Below are 15,850 nucleotides of genomic sequence, written 5' to 3'. Positions count from 1 at the left end.
GGTCGGGCCGTCGGGCCGTAGGGAAGGCGCCCCCGTGGCCCGGGCGTCACGGTCCACGCGGACCGGTGCCGGCCACGGCTCAGCGCACCTGCAGTTCCACGAGCACCGCGCGGTGGTCGGTGCCGGCCAGCTCCGGGAACGCGATGCCCGCCGGGCTCAGCCGGTCGCTCACCAGGACGTGGTCGATCTGGGCGCCGAAGAGGGGCGCCGTCGACGCGGGCCAGGTGGGGGTGCGGGAGCGGCCGAGCAGCATCGCGCTGTCGCGCAGGCCCGTGTCGAGGATGTCGCGGAACGCCTCGTGGTCCTGCGAGGCGTTGAAGTCGCCCCCGAAGACGGTGGGCACGATGCCGCGCGCGGCGGCGGCGTCGCGGAGGCGCCCGAGTTCGGTGCGCCAGGCGTCCATGGACCCGGGCGTCGGCGGCATCGGATGCACGACCTGCAGCAGCACCCGCTCACCGGCGATCCGCGCGGTGGCCGCGGGCATCGACAACGTGCCGCGCACGCCGGGCTCCTCGGTCAGCGGGTACCTGCTGAGAACGGCGGAGCCCTCGGCGGGATCGCCGGCGTCGACGACGCGGTACGGGTACGCGGCCCGCAGCGCCGGAGCGCGCAGGGCATCGACGCAGCGCGCGTCGCACTCCTGCACCAGCGCGACGTCCGGCTCGTACCTGAGCAGCGCGTCCCGCAGGGCGGGGGTGGCGTCGCCGAACCTGAGATTGGCGGTGAGGAGCCGGAACTCGGCCACGGGCGGCGAGGACGGCGGATCGGCGGCGGACTCGTAGGGCCGTACGAACCACGCGGTCGCGCCGAGCACGACGAGCGCCCACACGATGCCGGCGCGACTGCGGGCGAGCGCCATGAGCAGCAGCCCGGTACCGCCGGGCACGAGCAGCCAGGGCAGAAAGGCGGCAAGCTGCGGCAGGGGCGTCACACCGTCACCGCCGCCGGCCCGGAACGCGAGTACGCAGGAGACGACGAGCAGGGGCAGCCCTCCGGTGACGCCGAGCACGACGCGCAGGCGACGCGTCGCCCGCCGCCGGACGGGGACGTCACCGCGTCGCGCGGGGGCGGGGTCCTCGGTGTCCTTGGCATCGGCGGGCCCCGCGGACTCCGTCGCGCCGTGCGGATCTCCGGTCTCCACGGGTGCGGCCGTATCCCCGGCGGGCCGGGCAACGCCGGCCGCCCGGCCGCCGGTGCCGCCGTCCGTGCCGGGGGCCCCGGCGGCGGTGTGCGGTGGGGCCGCGGCAGCCGCGTGACCGTTGCGCTCCGCAGGCGCCCGCAGGTCACCGCTTCCTCGCGAGTCCGTCCGGTCCGCGGCACCGGCCGTGTTCCCGCGCCGGGCGCTCCCCGCGTCCGCGCGGGCGTCGCGGCCGGACGCCGCCTGCGCGTCCCCGCCTCCGCCGCCGGCGCTCCCGCGTCGTCCGTCGAGCGTCGCCACCGTCGTCCCCTGTCGTCTCCGTACCCGCCCGATCCTCTCAGCCCGTCGGTGTCCCCGTCCTGAGGACAGGAACTGTTCGCAACGGCCCGTGGCGTGGCCGGCATGACGACGACCTGCGGACCCGCCACCCTCCCCACCCGCTGCCTCATCCGTGCTCTCCCGGCCCGGCGACTGCTGCTCGACCGCGGCGCCGACTCCCTTACCGGTGCCGTGGTCCGGCGACGACGGACCTGGAGACGTACGTGCCGCCGACGCGCGGCGAGCGGACGCAGACCGAGCGGAGGCGGCGGGGGTACCGGAGATGCCGGCGCGGGCGGCCGTCAGGAGCTACGGGGCGACGCGGCGCGCGGGGCGGAGACGAGGGCCCGTCAGCGGGCCGCCGGCTGCGGGGGAGCCGGGGACCGCGGCGTGCATTCCGGCCGCGGATCCGCGTGGTGGTGGACGTAGGGCCGGCGTGCGGTGAGCAGGGGGTCGACGGTGATCCGGAATATGCCCAGCGGCGCGGTCAGCGCGCGCAGCGCCGGCTCCCCGATGCGGACCCACTTGTGCTCGGGACCGAGCGCGCGGACCAACGCCGCCCGGCTGGTGAAGGCCACCGCCGTGCGCGTGCCCAGCGGCGTGCGGAACATCCGCAGCCGCACTCCGCTCCCTCCGTCCCGCACGGGAACGTACAACTGAGCGTGCTGACGGGGCGTGAGGGCGTGTCCGGAGGTGTCCACATGATGACGGTACGGGGCCCCGCCCCCGGCGGCACCTGCGTTCCGTCATGCGAGACGACCCCACGGGAACCACCTGGAACAGCGGCTGGTCAGCCTGGCCGGGGCGGTGGCCGGAAGGGGCGCACAGGGTCCACATTCCGGACAGGAGCCCTGATTCCAGGCCACCGCGCCCGGCGTGCGCCATCCGTTCACCTCAGGGCCGCCCGCACGCCCGGGGCCGTCGGTCCGTATGCCAGGCGACCCGGCACGGCGGCCCGTTCGCGGCCGGCGTGCGCCTCATGCCGCCGCCGTCAGCCGCCACAGCGACGTCACCTCCGCCGCCCGCGCCGCGTGCAGCGGGTCGGACGGGTCGGTCGCCCGGCGATGGCGCGGACGCGTGTCGTGCCGGGCCGCCACCCGCAGGCCCGCCGCCTCGATCTCCGCCAGCAGCTCCGCGCGGCTGCGCAGGCCCAGGTGCTCGGCCAGGTCGGACAGGACGAGCCAGCCCTCGCCGCCCGGCTCCAGACGGGCCGCGAGACCGGTGAGAAAGCCGCGGAGCATCCCGCCGCCGGGGTCGTAGACGGCGTGCTCCAGCGCGGAGGTCGGCTTGGCGGGCAGCCAGGGCGGGTTGCAGACGATCAGCGGCGCCTGCCCCGGCGGGAAGAGGTTCCCCTCCACCACCTCCACCTGCTCGGCCAGCCCCAGCCGCCCGACGTTGTCGCGCGCGCACGCCAGCGCGCGCGGGTCCGTGTCCGTGGCGACCACCCGCTCCACCCCGCGGCGCGCCAGCACCGCCGCGAGCACCCCGGTCCCGGTGCCCACGTCGAACGCGAGCGACTTCGACGGCAGCGGCGCCTCGGCCACCAGGTCGACGTACTCGCCGCGCACCGGGGAGAACACCCCGTAGTGCGGGTGCACCCGGGCGCCCAGCGCCGGTATGTCCACGCCCTTGCGGCGCCACTCGTGCGCTCCCACCGCGCCGAGCAGTTCGCGCAGCGCCACCGCACCGGGCTCGGTCACCGGACCGTACGCCCCGGCCACCGCCCCGCCCACGTCGGGCGCCCGCCGCAGCGGCACGGCCGGGCCCTTCGGGCCCGGTTCGAGGGGGACGAGCAGCATGCCGAGGACGCGGGCCCGGTGGCCCTGGGCCTGCCGGTGCCGGTGAAAGGCGTCCGCCGGGCCGGTCGCCCGGCCGCCCGCCGGCGCGGCCGGCCGCCGGCCCCGGCGGGCCGAGCGGCGGTCGATGCGGCGGCCGAGCGCGGCGAGGAGCTGGCGTCCGCCGTGGTAGTCGCCCTGCCACAGGACCGCCGTGCCCTCGCACACCAGCCGGTACGCGATATCGGCGCACATCCGGTCGTCCGCGGGCACCACTCGCCGCGGCGGCGGGGTGCCGCCCGCGGCGTACCAGCGGGCGGTCCGCGCGCGCCCGTCCGCGATCCAGGTCAGGTGGGGATGTTCTGCCACGGTTCCATTTTCCCGCGTGCCCGCCGTGACGTCTCCCTCGGGGAGGTGCGTGCTGCCATGCGCCCCCGGACGCGCGCGGACGGCCGCGCCTGCGCGGCGGTGCGCGGCATGCCGGACATGTGCGCCCCCGACGCCCCCCGGCGCTCCCGGCGCGCGTCCGGCGACGCGCGCGCCCCGCCCGCGCGCGGTGGCGTTGTCACCGGCGGCGGGTAGCCTCCGCGGCATGGGCATCAGGAGGGTCGTACCCGACATCAAGACCGAGTCCTTCGAGGCCAGCCGCGAGTTCTACCGGCAGCTCGGCTTCGAGGAGGTGATGAACCTGGGGTGGGTGATGGCGCTGGCCGCGCCCGGCAACCCCACCGCGCAGTTGATCTTCATGGACCGGGACGCCTCCGCGCCGGTGGAGCCGGACATGAGCATCGAGGTCACGGACGTCGACGGGGCTTACGAGACGATGCGTGCCGCGGGTGCGGAGATCGTGCACCCGCTGAGCGAGGAGGAGTGGGGTGTGCGGCGGTTCTTCGTCCGCGACCCCAACGGGCAGGTGGTCAACGTCGTCGCGCACCGGTGACGGCGCCCCCGGCAGGACGTCCGCGGCTACGGGAGCAGCCCCGCCCGGCGTGCGGAGGTGACCGCCTCCAGCCGGGTGTGCGCGCCGAGCTTGCGCATCGCCGAGCGCAGGTAGCTCTTCACCGTCTCCGGCCGCAGCCCCAGCCGCTCGCCCGCAGCGGCGTTCGTCGCACCGGTCGCCACGCACGCCAGCACGTCCAGTTCCCGCGGCGCCAGGACGGCCCGGTCCGGTCCGGCCGTGGCGGGCGGGGCGACGGTGACGGCCGCGGCGGCCAGCCGGTCGCAGAGCGACAGCAGTTCCGCGCGGAGCCCTTCGTCGGTTATACGCGGCACCAGCGTGCGCAGGTCGCGGTGCGCGGTGCGGACGTTCTCCCAGGCCGCGGGGTCCGCCGCCCGCTGCGCCGTGGGCGTGGCGACGGCGAGCAGCCGGCGGGCCTCGTCGCGCACCGCGAGGGTCTGCTCCAGATGGCGCGCCGTCTCCACCGCCGCGGTCAGTGTCCGGTCGCCCAGCGGCAGGGAGTCGCGCAGGGCGCCGTAGAGCACGGCACGGACCCGGCCGCGTACGACGACGGGCACCGCCAGCACCGAGCGCAGCCCCTCGGCGCCCACCGGGCCGTCGTACTCGTGGCTGATGGCGCGGGACGTGGTGTAGTCGGTGACCGCGCAGGGCCGGGAGAAGGCGATGGCCTTGCCGCCGAGGCCGTTGCCCGTGGCCACCCCGAGTCCCTGCAGGGACAGTGTCACCGTCCCGCTCAGCTCGCTGATCCGCAGCTTTCGGCCGCCGTCCGTGAGCAGCCCGCCGAACGCGACGGGCACGCCGCCGCCCCGGCGCAGCCGCGCCAGCGCGCCGCGCACCTCCGCTGCGTCCACGGTCTCCGGCATTGTCGCTCGCTCCCTGAAGCCGACGGGGACCGCCGGCCCGGGCCGGCGGGAGGGCACCCCCGTATGGGGGTAGTGAGGCGTACGTCACTCGCAGCACGATGCTAGCGAGCCGCCGCCGTACGAGGAGGACATGTGACGGCATCGAATCCGACCGCGGACTTCCGGTCCGCACGGGACTTTCTGCTGCGGCGGAGAGAGGACTACGAGGCCGCCCGCGCCGGCTTCTCCTGGCCCAGGCCGGAGCGCTTCAACTGGGCACTCGACTGGTTCGACGCCATCGCCGCGGGCAACGAGCGCACGGCCCTCCACATCGTGGAGGAGGACGGCAGCGAGACCCGGTTGAGCTTCACTCGCATGAGCGAGCGGTCGAACCGGGTGGCGAACTGGCTGCGCGCGCGGGGCGTGCGCGCCGGTGACCGGATCGTCGTCATGCTCGGCAACCAGGCCGAGTTGTGGGAGACCGCGCTCGCCGCGATGAAGCTCCGCGCCGTCGTCATCCCCGCCACGCCGCTCCTCGGCCCGGCGGACCTCACCGACCGCATCGAGCGCGGCCGGGCCCGCCACGTGCTCGTACGGGCCGCCGACGAGGGCAAGTTCGCCGACGTGCCCGGCGACTACACCCGCATCTCCGTGGGCGGAAGCGGGGCGGGATGGCTCGCGTACGAGGACGCCTACGAGGCCCCGGCGGACTTCACCCCCGACGGCCCGACGGCCGCCGACGACACCCTGATGCTGTACTTCACCTCCGGCACCACCGCCCTCCCCAAGCTCGTCGAGCACACCCATGTCTCGTACCCCGTAGGCCATCTGGCGACGATGTACTGGATCGGCATCCGCCCGGGCGACGTCCACCTGAACATCTCCTCACCCGGCTGGGCCAAGCACGCCTGGTCCAACCTCTTCGCGCCGTGGAACGCCGAGGCGACCGTCTTCCTGTACAACTACACGCGCTTCGACGCCGGCGCGCTGCTCGCCGCCATGGACCGCGGAGGGGTGACAACTTTCTGCGCCCCGCCCACCGTCTGGCGGATGCTCGTCCAATCCGACCTGAGCGGTCTCACCACCCCGCCGCGTGAAGTCGTCGCCGCAGGTGAGCCCCTCAATCCGGAGGTCATCGAGGCCGTCCGGCGGGCCTGGAACCTGACCATCCGCGACGGCTTCGGCCAGACCGAAACGGCGGTGCAGATCGCCAATTCCCCCGGGCAGCCCGTCAAGCTGGGTTCCATGGGCCGTCCCACTCCCGGATACGACGTCGTGCTCCTGGACCCCGTCAGCGGCAAGCCCGCCGACGAGGGCGAGATCTGCCTCGACCTGACCGCACGCCCCGTGGGCCTGATGACGGGCTACGAGGGCGACCCGGCGCGCACCGCCGAGGCCATGGCCGACGGCTACTACCGCACCGGCGACATCGGCGCCCGCGACGCCGAGGGCTACGTCACGTACATCGGCCGCAGCGACGATGTCTTCAAGGCCAGCGACTACAAGATCAGTCCTTTCGAACTGGAGAGCGCGCTGCTGGAGCACGAGGCGGTCGCCGAGGCCGCCGTCGTGCCCGCCCCCGACCCGCTGCGGCTCGCCGTGCCCAAGGCGTACGTCGTGCTCGCCGCCGGCTGGCAGCCCGGCCCCGCCGCGGCGAAGGCGATCTTCGCCCACTCCCGCGCGGTGCTCGCCCCGTACAAGCGCGTCCGGCGGCTGGAGTTCGCCGATCTGCCCAAGACCGTCTCCGGCAAGATCCGCCGCGTGCAACTGCGCGAGGCGACCGCGGCCGGATCCGCCGACGAGTACCGCGAGGAGGACCACACATGACCGCAGAGCCGTCCTACACCGGCGGCACGGGCACCACAGCGCTGCTGGGTGACACCATCGGTGCCAACCTGGACCGCGCCATCGCCGCCCACCCCGACCGCGAGGCCCTGGTCGACGTGCCCTCCGGGCGCCGCTGGACCTACGCGGAGTTCGGCGCCGCCGTCGACGAGGTGGCACGCGGGCTGCTCGCCCGCGGTGTCGCCAAGGGCGAGCGGATCGGCATCTGGGCGGTCAACTGCCCGGAGTGGGTGCTCGTGCAGTACGCCTCGGCCCGCATCGGCGCGGTGATGGTCACCATCAACCCCGCCTACCGGGTGCACGAGCTGGAGTACGTCCTCAACCAGGCCGGCATCTCCCTGCTCGTCGCCTCGCTGACGCACAAGTCCAGCGACTACCGCCGGATGGTCGAGCAGGTACGCGGCAGTTGCCCGGCCCTGCGCAACGTCTTCTACATCGGTGACGCGGGCTGGGGCCGGCTGATCGAGGCCGGCCGCACGGTGCCCCCGGAGCGGGTCCGTGAGCGTGAGGCGCTGCTGTCCTGCGACGACCCGGTCAACATCCAGTACACCTCCGGCACCACCGGCTTCGCCAAGGGCGCGACCCTCTCCCACCACAGCATCCTCAACAACGGCTTCTTCGTGGGCGAGACGCTGGGCTACACCGAGCAGGACCGCGTCTGCATCCCCGTCCCGTACTACCACTGCTTCGGCATGGTGATGGGCAATCTCGCGGCCACCAGCCACGCCGCGTGCATGGTCATCCCGGGCCCCTCCTTCGATCCCGCCGCCACCCTCGCGGCCGTCGAACAGGAGCGCTGCACCTCCCTGTACGGGGTGCCCACCATGTTCGTCGCCGAACTGGCCCTGCCCGACTTCGCCCTGTACGACCTGACGTCGCTGCGCACCGGCATCATGGCCGGCTCGCCGTGCCCGGTCGAGGTGATGAAGCGGGTGGTCAGCGAGATGCACATGGCGGAGGTGACGATCTGCTACGGCATGACCGAGACCTCCCCCGTCGCCACGCAGACCCGGCGCGAGGACGACCTGGAGCGCCGCACCGCCACCGTCGGCCGCGTTCTGCCGCACATCGAGGTCAAGGTCGTCGATCCCGTCACCGGCGTGACCATGCCCCGCGGTGCCACGGGCGAGCTGTGCACCCGCGGCTACAGCGTCATGCAGGGCTACTGGGAGCAGCCCGAGCGCACCGCCGAGGTGATCGACGCCGGCCGCTGGATGCACACCGGCGACCTCGCGCGGATGCGCGCGGACGGCTGCGTGGAGATCGTCGGCCGGATCAAGGACATGATCATAAGGGGCGGTGAGAACGTCTACCCGCGCGAGATCGAGGAGTTCCTGCACACCCACCCCAAGATCGCCGACGTGCAGGTGGTGGGCGTGCCGGACGAGAAGTACGGCGAGGAGATCCTCGCCTGCGTGATCCTCAGCGATCCGCAGCACGGGCTCTCCCGGCGCGAACTCGCCCATTACTGCGAGAACCGGCTCGCGCACTACAAGATCCCGCGGCATGTGCAGATCATGGAGGAGTTCCCGATGACCGTCAGCGGGAAGGTGCGGAAGGTCGAGCTGCGGGAGCAGTTCAGTGCTGCGGAATAGCGGTGGCCCGCGGGTCCTTGGCACTGCCATGACGATCTTGCACTACGTCGGCGGCCCCACCGCGCTGCTCCGGCTCGGTGGGGTCCGGCTGCTGACGGACCCGACGTTCGACCCGCCCGGCGAGTACCTCGCCGGCGGCCGGCGGCTGGTGAAGACCGCGGGCCCGGCGCTGGCGGCGGCCGACCTCGGCCCGGTCGACGCGGTGCTGCTCTCGCACGACCAGCACCCCGACAACTTCGACCGGGCCGGGCGCGCGTGTGCCGCCGCGGCACCGCTGGTGCTGTCCACGGGGTCCGCGGCGGAGCGGCTGGGCGGGCCGGTGCGGGCGTTGCCGGCGTGGGAGTCGTACGAGATCGGGCCCGTCCGCGTCACCGCCGTGCCCGCGCTGCCCGGCCCGCCGGGCAGCGAGCACGTGACGGGCGAGGTCACCGGCTTCGTGCTCACCGGCGAGGCGCTGCCCACGGTCTACGTCAGCGGCGACAACGCCTCGCTCGACGTGGTCCGTACGATCGCCGCCCGGCTCGGCCCGGTGGACATCGCCGTGCTCTTCGCCGGCGCCGCGCAAACCCCGCTGCTCGGCTCCGCGCACGCCACGCTGACCAGCGAACACGCCGCCGCCGCGGCGGCGGCGCTCGGGGCGCACGACGTGGTGCCGCTGCACTTCGAGCACTGGGGGCACTTCACGCAGGGCGCCGACTCGCTGGTGGCCGCCTTCGAGGCGGCGGGCCTCGGGCACCGGCTGCGGCTGCCGCGGCCGGGCGAAGCGGTGGAACTCTGAGGCGAACCCGGCGTCAACCCGCCGCGGGCGCCGGAATCTTCAGCTCCGCCAGCCGCCGGAAGGACTCCAGCCTGGCGTCCTCGTCAGGGGTGTGCAGGGAGACCAGCAGTTCGTCGGCGCCGCTGCGGGCGACCAGGTCGCCGAGGGCGGCGGCGACCTGTGCGCCGGTGCCGGACACCTGCGACATGCGGGCCTCGTCCAGATAGCGGGCCTCGCGTTCGGTGAGCGTGCGGGCCCGTATCTCCGCCGCGTGCTCCAGTGGCGGGAACTCCCCGCGGGTGCGCGACCAGACCGTCGCCCACGCCTCCGGCAGCAGCAGGTCGGCGGCCCGGTCGGCGGAGTCGGCCACCGCGGCGGCGAGCGCCACGATCACGTACGGCCGGGCCTCCTGCGCCGAGGGCGTGAACGCCTCGCGGTAGCGCTCGACGGCCCGCAGCATCTTCTCCGGGCGCCGGCCCGCGCCGATCACCAGCGGCAGCCCGTATGCGGCGGCGATGTCGGCGCCGCCGTCGACCGCCAGCACGTATGCCGGCACGCGCAGCCCCTCCGCGGGTACGGCGTGCACTCCCGGATACGACGGCTGCGCGCCCGCGAACCACCCCAGCAGCTCCGCCAGCGCCGCCCCGAAGTCCTCCGCGTCCGCCACGCCGTGGCCCAGCGCCCGCCGGATGCCGTCGGTGAACCCCAGCGAGCGGCCGAGGCCCATGTCGATCCGCTCCGGGAACAGCGACCCCAGCACCCCGAACTGCTCGGCGACCACCAGCGGCCGGTGGTTGGGCAGCATCACGCCGCCGGTGCCGACCCGGATGGTGGACGTGGCCGCGGCGACGGCGGCGGCGAGCACGGTCGGCGCGGAGCCGGCGACGCCCGGGACGCTGTGATGCTCGGAGACCCAGAAGCGGCGGAAGCCGAACCCCTCCGCCCGCCGCGCGAAGCGCACGGTGCCGCGCAGCGCGTCCGCCGGGTCCTGGCCCTTGCGCCGCAGCGACCGGTCCAGCACGGAGAGAGGGATGTCCATGATCCGTACAACACCGTGGCCGGCTCAGGATTCCCGGGCCGACTCCCCGGCGTCGTGGACGAGAAGGGCGATCTGCACGCGGTTGTTGAGGTCGAGCTTGGTGAGGATCCGCGACACATGGGTCTTCACGGTGGGCACGCTCATGTACAGCTCGGCGGCGATCTCCGCGTTCGACAGGCCGCGGCCGACCGCGAGGGCGACCTCCCGCTCCCGTTCACCGAGCGCGGCGAGGCGGTCGCGGGCGCGTTCCCGGGCCGCCCCCGGCCCGCCGGTGTCGGCACCGGAGACCTGGGCGATGAGCTGCTGGAGCACCGCCGGCGACAGCGCGGGCTCGCCGGCGGCGACCTTGCGTACGGCGGCGACGATCTCCCGCGGCGGGGTGTCCTTGAGCACGAACCCCGCGGCGCCCGCGCGCAGGGCGCGCAGCACGTGCGCGTCGGTGTGGAACGTCGTCAGCACCAGCACCTCCGGCGGCTCCGCGCGCCGCCGCAGCGCCTCCGTGGCGGCGAGGCCGTCGACCCGCGGCATGCGGATGTCCATGAGCACGACGCCGGGCTCGTGCGCGGCCACGAGCGCCGCCACCTCGCTGCCGTCCGCCGCCTCGCCCACGACGTCGATGTCGCCGGCCCCGCCGAGCATGAGCCGCAGCCCGGACCGGACCAGGGGGTCGTCGTCGACGAGAAGGACGCTGATGCGGGCGGCGGGATCGGCGGTCTGGTCGGGCACGCGCCCACCCTAGGCCCTGTCCGGCACATGGTGCCCGCGTCCCCGGGTACCGCACGCGCGAGCCGCGCGCTGTGGGGGAGTCCGTACGGGTCCCCGCCGCATTGCCGGGCCCGACCGGCCGGGCCCCCGCGGGGACGGCTCCTCCCCGGGGATCGCCCGCGCCGGGCGCCGCATCACCGTCCGGGGTAGCGACGGTGCCGTGTGCCGTCGGGACCGGCCCCGCCGGGCCGGGGCCTCACTCCGCAGGGGCCGGGCGGTCCCAGGGAAGCCAGGCGCGCAGGCGGAAACCGTCCGCCCCGGCCGTGTGCGCGAGTCGTCCCCCGGCCAGCGCGGCGCGCTCGGCGAGCCCGACGAGCCCTTGACCGGCCCCGGGAATGGGGCCGGAGCCGCCGACCGGGTCGCCGGGCCCCGGCACCGCGCCCGGCGCGTCTGCGTGGCCGCCCGCGCTCCGCGGTTTCGCCGCGAGGGCGGACACCGCGGGCCGGCCGGCGCCGGGCGTGCCGTCCCCGGCCGGCCGGCTGCTCCCGCCGGCCTCGGGGCCCCGTCGTCCGGCCGGTTGTCCGCCGGCCGGGGGCCGGCCGTTCCGGGGCGGGGCCGGGCGCCGGCCGCTCGCCCCGCGCCCGCCGTACGCGGCGGCACCCGGGCCCGGCCACGGCTGTCCGGCCGTCGCGGCGCGTGCGCCGCGCCCGTCCGGCCCCGTTTCCCCGCTTCCGGGCGGCAGCGCGTTGCTCACCTCCACCGTCAGCCCCGACTCCGGGCCACCGGTCAGCGTCACCGTCACCTCCGTGCCCGCCGCGTGCTTGCGGGCGTTCGTCAGCCCCTCCTGCACGATGCGGTAGGCGGTGCGCCCGGTCGCCGCCGCGACCGACTCCGGTGCGGCGGCGTCCGCCGCGTACGCGATGCGCATGCCCGACTCACGGGCCTCGGCCACCAGCCGGTCCACGTCCCGCAGCGTCGGCTGCGGGCGCCCGGCGGCCGGACCGGAGCCCGCACCCGTGGGGGCGCGCAGCACGCCGATCACGTCCCGCAGATCCTGCAGCGCCTCGTGCGCGCTGTCCCGGATCACCCCCGCCGCGCGGGCGACCTCCGCGGGCGGGGCGCCCGGATGGAACTCCAGCGCCCCCGCGTGCACGCTCAGCAGCGACAGCCGGTGCGCCAGCACATCGTGCATCTCCCGCGCGATCTCCTCCCGCGCCCGCCGCTGCGCCTGCTCCGCGCGCAGAGCCGCGTCGGCCTCCGCCTGCTCGGCGCGCTCCCGCAGCGAGGCGATGAGCTGGTGGCGCGAGCGCCGGTAGAGTCCCCAGGCCATGGCCGCCGTGACCAGGGAGAAGTACGCCACCCCCGCGGTCGTCCGCGGATCCTCCGGGTCCGGGGTGGTGGCGAGGAATCCGACGAGCCGGACGAGGACGAGGGCCGCGATCCAGCCGGTGGTACGCAGCGGGCGGTGGGCCGCGACGGTGAAGAGAGCCACCAGCGTCGGGCCGATGAAGAAGTGGCCGAAGGAGTCGGCGACGAGCATCGTCACCGCGAGGGGCACGGGCCACCGGTGGCGCAGCGGCAGCGCCAGGCAGGCCGCGCCGGCGGCCACGGCCTCGGCGACGAGCACGTTCCCCGAAACACCCTGGCCGTCCTGGGGCAGCGTCGAGTCGGCGGACAGCAACGAGAAGGCCCCGGCGAGGAGGACGAGGCCGGCGTCGGTGAGCCGGGCCCGCCGGGAGCTGCCGGCGCGGGGCTCGGGGGCGGCACGGGGCATACCGGCCAATCTACGTCCGCCCGCCCGCGGCCGGACCCGCGCGGGCGGCGCCGAGACCTTCGGACGACCGCGGCGGCCCGGCCGCATACTTTGGTCGCCCGCCGCGGGCCGTTCCCTCAGCCCCGCGGCGCGGCGCCCGTGCGGATCAGCTCGTCCCCCGGGTCGTTGACCGGCTGCGGGGTGCCCGTGAGGTCCATCACATAGAGCGGCAGGCGCAGTTCGTCGGCCCGGGTGCGGGCTTCGCGGGTGTAGCCGGCGAGGGAGAAGAAGACGGCGAGCGCCGAGGCGTTCATGCCGCTGAGCCACACACACTCGACGTCCCGCAGCGCCGTGGGCGTCGTGGTCGGGTCGACGTGGGCGACCACGCCCGCGCCGCGCACGTCGACGCCGGAGGCGGGCCGGTCCTCGTTCTTCACCAGGTCGGTGAAGCCCAGCCAGCGCAGGTACTGCGCGGCGGCCGTGACCGCGTCGCCGGTGTTGCGGATCGTCACCGGCCGGAACGCCGGCCGCCGGGGCGCCGCCGCCGGGCGGGGAGGGCCGGGCGCGGCCGGCGCGGTCGCCGGTGCGGGCGGGGCCGGCGGTGCGGGTGGCGAAGGGCGGGGGCGGCGGGACCGCGCGGCGGCCACCGGCAGCCGTACCACCGCGCCGCAGTCGCACGACAGTTCCGGCCGCGGCCACTCGTCGCGCCGGTCGCAGACGGGACAGCACACGGTCACCCATGAGTCGCGCCACGTGCGGTGCTTCAGCTCCACCGGCACCCCGCCGCGCAGCAGCGGCAGCGTCAGCGGGGCGCCGCAGGCGCAGGGGAACGTGCCCGGGGTGTACGCGTGCTCGCGCCGGCAGGCCGGGCAGCGCACCGGCACGCTCTCTGGCATGGGACATGCTCCTGGTTCGGGGCCGCGTGGTGGGTTCCGCACTCCAGCATCCCTCACGCATCCGGCTCTTGACGCCGACTCGCCCCGCTTCTGGGTTGCTTCCGAAGAGCGAAATCACACTTCCGAGACGGCGGTGGAGATCCTCACGAAGGAGGATTTCCAGGCCGTCGCCGTCGCCGCCGTCGCCGCCCCCGTCACCAGGAGGCCCCCGTCCCGGGGACGGGGGCCTCCGCTCGCCGTCTTCGTGCCGTACGGGTCAGACCCCGCCGCCGGAGAGACGCTCCACGCCGCGCAGCAGCGCGGAGTGGTCCAGGCCGCCGTCGCCCTGCGCGCGCAGGGCGGCGACGAGTTGGGCGACGACCGCGCCGACCGGCAGCGCCGCGCCGACGTTCCGGGCGGCGTCGGTGACGATGCCCATGTCCTTGTGGTGCAGGTCGATGCGGAAACCGGGCCGGAAATCGCGGTTGAGGAAGTTGTCCTTCTTGCGGGCCAGCACGGTGGAGCCGGCCAGGCCGCCGCCGAGGACCTCGAGCGCCGCCCGCAGGTCCACGCCGGACTTCTCCAGGAAGACCACGGCCTCGGCGCAGGCCTGGATGTTGGCCGCGACGATCAGCTGGTTGGCGGCCTTGACCGTCTGGCCGGCGCCGTGCGGGCCGCAGTGCACGATCGTCCTGCCCAGCGCCTCGAAGAGGGGCCGGGCCCGCTCGAAGTCGTCCCGCTCGCCGCCGACCATGAGGGACAGCACCGCCTCGACCGCCCCAGCCTCGCCGCCCGAGACCGGGGCGTCGAGCACCCGGATCCCGCGTTCGGCCGCGTTCTTCGCCAGGTCCACGGAGGTCTGGGGGGTGATCGAGGACATGTCGATGAGCAGCGCGCCGCGCCGGGCGTGCGCCAGGATGCCTTCGGGCCCGTACGCGACGGCTTCGACCTGGGGCGACGCGGGGACCATCGTGATGATCACGTCCGCGTCGGCGACGGCCTCGGCGATCGAGCCCGCGGCCGTGCCGCCGGCCTCGGCCAGCCGGTCGAGCTTGTCCTGCTCCCGGGTGTAGCCGGTGACCTGGTAGCCCGCCGCGATCAGGTTCTCGGACATGGGCGAGCCCATGATGCCGAGGCCGATCCAGGCGATCGCGGGCCGGCCGGCGCCGGGGGCAGGGGAATCGGTGGTCATGGGGTCGTGCCTTTCTGGTCTGGCCGCAGTGCGCGGGGCCGGGCGGACGGCGCGTTCGGGGGATGACCGACGACGGACGGCAGGGGACGGGGGGACGGGGGGACGGGGGTCAGCGGGGGAGCCAGCCGAAGGTCTCGGCGCTCGGCCGGTCGCCCGGCTTGTACTCCAGGCCCACGTGACCGTCGTACCCGGCCGCGGCAAGCCGGTCCAGCAGCGCGGCCAGCGGCAGCGTGCCGGTGCCGGGGGCGCCGCGGCCGGGGTTGTCGGCGATCTGGACGTGGCCGGTGCGGGCCGCGTGGTCGTCGATGACCTGCTCCAGGTCCGCGCCGTTCATCGAGAGGTGGTAAAGATCCATCAGGAAGCGGGCGTTGCCGAGGCCGGAGGCGGCGTCGACCCTGTCGGCCACCGCGACCGCCGCCGCCGCGTCGAGCAGCGGGTAGTGCGGGGACTCGGGTGCGTTGAGCGCCTCGATCAGCAGGACCGCCCCGGCCCGGTCGGCCGCGCGGGCGGCGCGCACCAGGTTCTGCAGTGCCAGCAGGTCCTGTTCGGCGGCGGTGACGCCCTCGACGCGGTTGCCGTAGAGGGCGTTGAGCGCGGTGCAGCCGGTGGCGGCGGCAAAGCCGGCGGCCACGTCGAGGTTGGCGCGGAACCGCTCGGACTCCGCGCCGGGTACGGAGAGCGCGCCGCGGTCGGGTCCCGGCAACCGGCCGGCGTAGAAGTTGAGCCCGGTCAGCCGGGTACCGGCCTCGTCCAGAGCCTTCCGCAGGGCGTCCAGCTCCGCAGGGTCGGGGACGGGCGCGTCGGGCCAGGGCCACCACATCTCGACCGCGTCGAACCCGGCGGCGGCCGCCGCGGCCGGTCGTTCGAGCAGCGGAAGCTCGGTGAACAGGATCGAGAGGTTCACGGTGAAGCGCTGGTTGCCGAAGCCCATGAGCGATGCGCGGCCCTTTCGTACTTCGGAAATCTCATTCTGGATAACGGAAATGCTGACGGTTCGGTGCGAGCACTGTCAAGGCCCGGCAACGTCACCGACCGTGCTGCCGCGCCTATCGTGCGTG

Annotated in this window: 14 protein-coding genes; 4 read left to right on the top strand and 10 right to left on the bottom strand. The window is 75.2% G+C overall.

The genetic code is table 11. The annotated features are described in order from the left end of the window. Positions 1-79 precede the first annotated feature (79 nt). The 3 genes from I003_RS0104560 to I003_RS0104550 form a co-directional block, all read right to left on the bottom strand. The gene (locus I003_RS0104560) at positions 80-1,141 is read right to left on the bottom strand and encodes an endonuclease/exonuclease/phosphatase family protein (RefSeq protein WP_486584084.1); all 1,062 of its coding nucleotides are present in this window, start codon (positions 1,139-1,141) and stop codon (positions 80-82) included. A 665-nt stretch (positions 1,142-1,806) separates the two neighbouring features. Continuing rightward, positions 1,807-2,157 (bottom strand): SAV_915 family protein, encoded by a 351-nt coding sequence (locus I003_RS0104555; RefSeq protein ID WP_486584083.1) that lies wholly within the window; start codon positions 2,155-2,157, stop codon positions 1,807-1,809. Positions 2,158-2,433: 276 nt separating this feature from the next. Then, entirely contained in the window at positions 2,434-3,600 is a 1,167-nt protein-coding gene (locus I003_RS0104550; protein WP_027770425.1) for a N5-glutamine methyltransferase family protein, read from the bottom strand. Positions 3,601-3,823: 223 nt separating this feature from the next. On the opposite strand from I003_RS0104550, the gene I003_RS0104540 reads away from it, so the two are divergent. Next, on the top strand, positions 3,824-4,171 hold the full coding sequence (locus I003_RS0104540; protein WP_027770424.1) for a VOC family protein: 348 nt from the start codon (positions 3,824-3,826) through the stop codon (positions 4,169-4,171). 26 nt (positions 4,172-4,197) lie between these two features. On the opposite strand, the gene I003_RS0104535 is transcribed toward I003_RS0104540, so the two are convergent. Beyond that, positions 4,198-5,052: a helix-turn-helix domain-containing protein gene (locus I003_RS0104535; RefSeq protein WP_027770423.1), complete on the bottom strand. Its 855-nt coding sequence runs from the start codon at positions 5,050-5,052 to the stop codon at positions 4,198-4,200. Between the two features lie 132 nt (positions 5,053-5,184). Here I003_RS0104535 and I003_RS0104530 point away from each other — a divergent pair, with 132 nt between their 5' ends. The 3 genes from I003_RS0104530 to I003_RS0104520 are packed head-to-tail and all read left to right on the top strand — an operon-like array spanning position 5,185 to position 9,249. After that, positions 5,185-6,858 carry an AMP-binding protein gene (locus I003_RS0104530; protein WP_027770422.1) on the top strand — a complete coding sequence of 558 codons (1,674 nt, stop codon included), beginning with the start codon at positions 5,185-5,187 and terminating at the stop codon, positions 6,856-6,858. After that, positions 6,855-8,471, top strand: coding sequence for an AMP-binding protein (locus tag I003_RS0104525; protein WP_027770421.1), 1,617 nt, complete (start codon positions 6,855-6,857; stop codon positions 8,469-8,471). Before I003_RS0104530 ends, I003_RS0104525 begins: the two co-directional genes overlap by 4 nt. Before the next feature lie 28 nt (positions 8,472-8,499). Further along, a complete protein-coding gene (locus tag I003_RS0104520) occupies positions 8,500-9,249 on the top strand; it encodes an MBL fold metallo-hydrolase (protein ID WP_027770420.1) in 750 nt (249 codons plus the stop codon). A gap of 13 nt (positions 9,250-9,262) precedes the next feature. Here the strand turns inward: I003_RS0104520 and I003_RS0104515 are convergent, their stop codons facing one another. The 6 genes from I003_RS0104515 to I003_RS0104490 all read right to left on the bottom strand — a co-directional run bounded on the left by I003_RS0104515 (position 9,263) and on the right by I003_RS0104490 (position 15,723). Continuing rightward, positions 9,263-10,267, bottom strand: coding sequence for an MsnO8 family LLM class oxidoreductase (locus I003_RS0104515; RefSeq protein WP_027770419.1), 1,005 nt, complete (start codon positions 10,265-10,267; stop codon positions 9,263-9,265). A 24-nt stretch (positions 10,268-10,291) separates the two neighbouring features. Next, positions 10,292-10,993, bottom strand: coding sequence for a response regulator transcription factor (locus I003_RS0104510; protein WP_078563731.1), 702 nt, complete (start codon positions 10,991-10,993; stop codon positions 10,292-10,294). A 235-nt stretch (positions 10,994-11,228) separates the two neighbouring features. After that, positions 11,229-12,746, bottom strand: coding sequence for a histidine kinase (locus tag I003_RS0104505; RefSeq protein WP_027770417.1), 1,518 nt, complete (start codon positions 12,744-12,746; stop codon positions 11,229-11,231). A 116-nt stretch (positions 12,747-12,862) separates the two neighbouring features. After that, positions 12,863-13,621: a hypothetical protein gene (locus tag I003_RS0104500; RefSeq protein WP_027770416.1), complete on the bottom strand. Its 759-nt coding sequence runs from the start codon at positions 13,619-13,621 to the stop codon at positions 12,863-12,865. A gap of 256 nt (positions 13,622-13,877) precedes the next feature. Next, positions 13,878-14,792, bottom strand: coding sequence for a 2-hydroxy-3-oxopropionate reductase (locus I003_RS0104495; protein WP_027770415.1), 915 nt, complete (start codon positions 14,790-14,792; stop codon positions 13,878-13,880). A 109-nt stretch (positions 14,793-14,901) separates the two neighbouring features. Further along, the gene (locus I003_RS0104490) at positions 14,902-15,723 is read right to left on the bottom strand and encodes a TIM barrel protein (RefSeq protein WP_027770414.1); all 822 of its coding nucleotides are present in this window, start codon (positions 15,721-15,723) and stop codon (positions 14,902-14,904) included. Positions 15,724-15,850 lie beyond the last annotated feature (127 nt).

The organism is Streptomyces sp. CNQ329, from assembly GCF_000482585.1.
This window is presented reverse-complemented; position numbering and strand designations above follow the sequence as displayed.

Coding starts and splice junctions, on each gene's coding strand:
- I003_RS0104505 (WP_027770417.1), bottom strand. CDS start 12,746: ATGCCCCGTGCCGCCCCCGAGCCCCGCGCCGGCAGCTCCCGGCGGGCC.
- I003_RS0104535 (WP_027770423.1), bottom strand. CDS start 5,052: ATGCCGGAGACCGTGGACGCAGCGGAGGTGCGCGGCGCGCTGGCGCGG.
- I003_RS0104500 (WP_027770416.1), bottom strand. CDS start 13,621: ATGCCAGAGAGCGTGCCGGTGCGCTGCCCGGCCTGCCGGCGCGAGCAC.
- I003_RS0104515 (WP_027770419.1), bottom strand. CDS start 10,267: ATGGACATCCCTCTCTCCGTGCTGGACCGGTCGCTGCGGCGCAAGGGC.
- I003_RS0104490 (WP_027770414.1), bottom strand. CDS start 15,723: ATGGGCTTCGGCAACCAGCGCTTCACCGTGAACCTCTCGATCCTGTTC.
- I003_RS0104525 (WP_027770421.1), top strand. CDS start 6,855: ATGACCGCAGAGCCGTCCTACACCGGCGGCACGGGCACCACAGCGCTG.
- I003_RS0104520 (WP_027770420.1), top strand. CDS start 8,500: ATGACGATCTTGCACTACGTCGGCGGCCCCACCGCGCTGCTCCGGCTC.
- I003_RS0104540 (WP_027770424.1), top strand. CDS start 3,824: ATGGGCATCAGGAGGGTCGTACCCGACATCAAGACCGAGTCCTTCGAG.
- I003_RS0104495 (WP_027770415.1), bottom strand. CDS start 14,792: ATGACCACCGATTCCCCTGCCCCCGGCGCCGGCCGGCCCGCGATCGCC.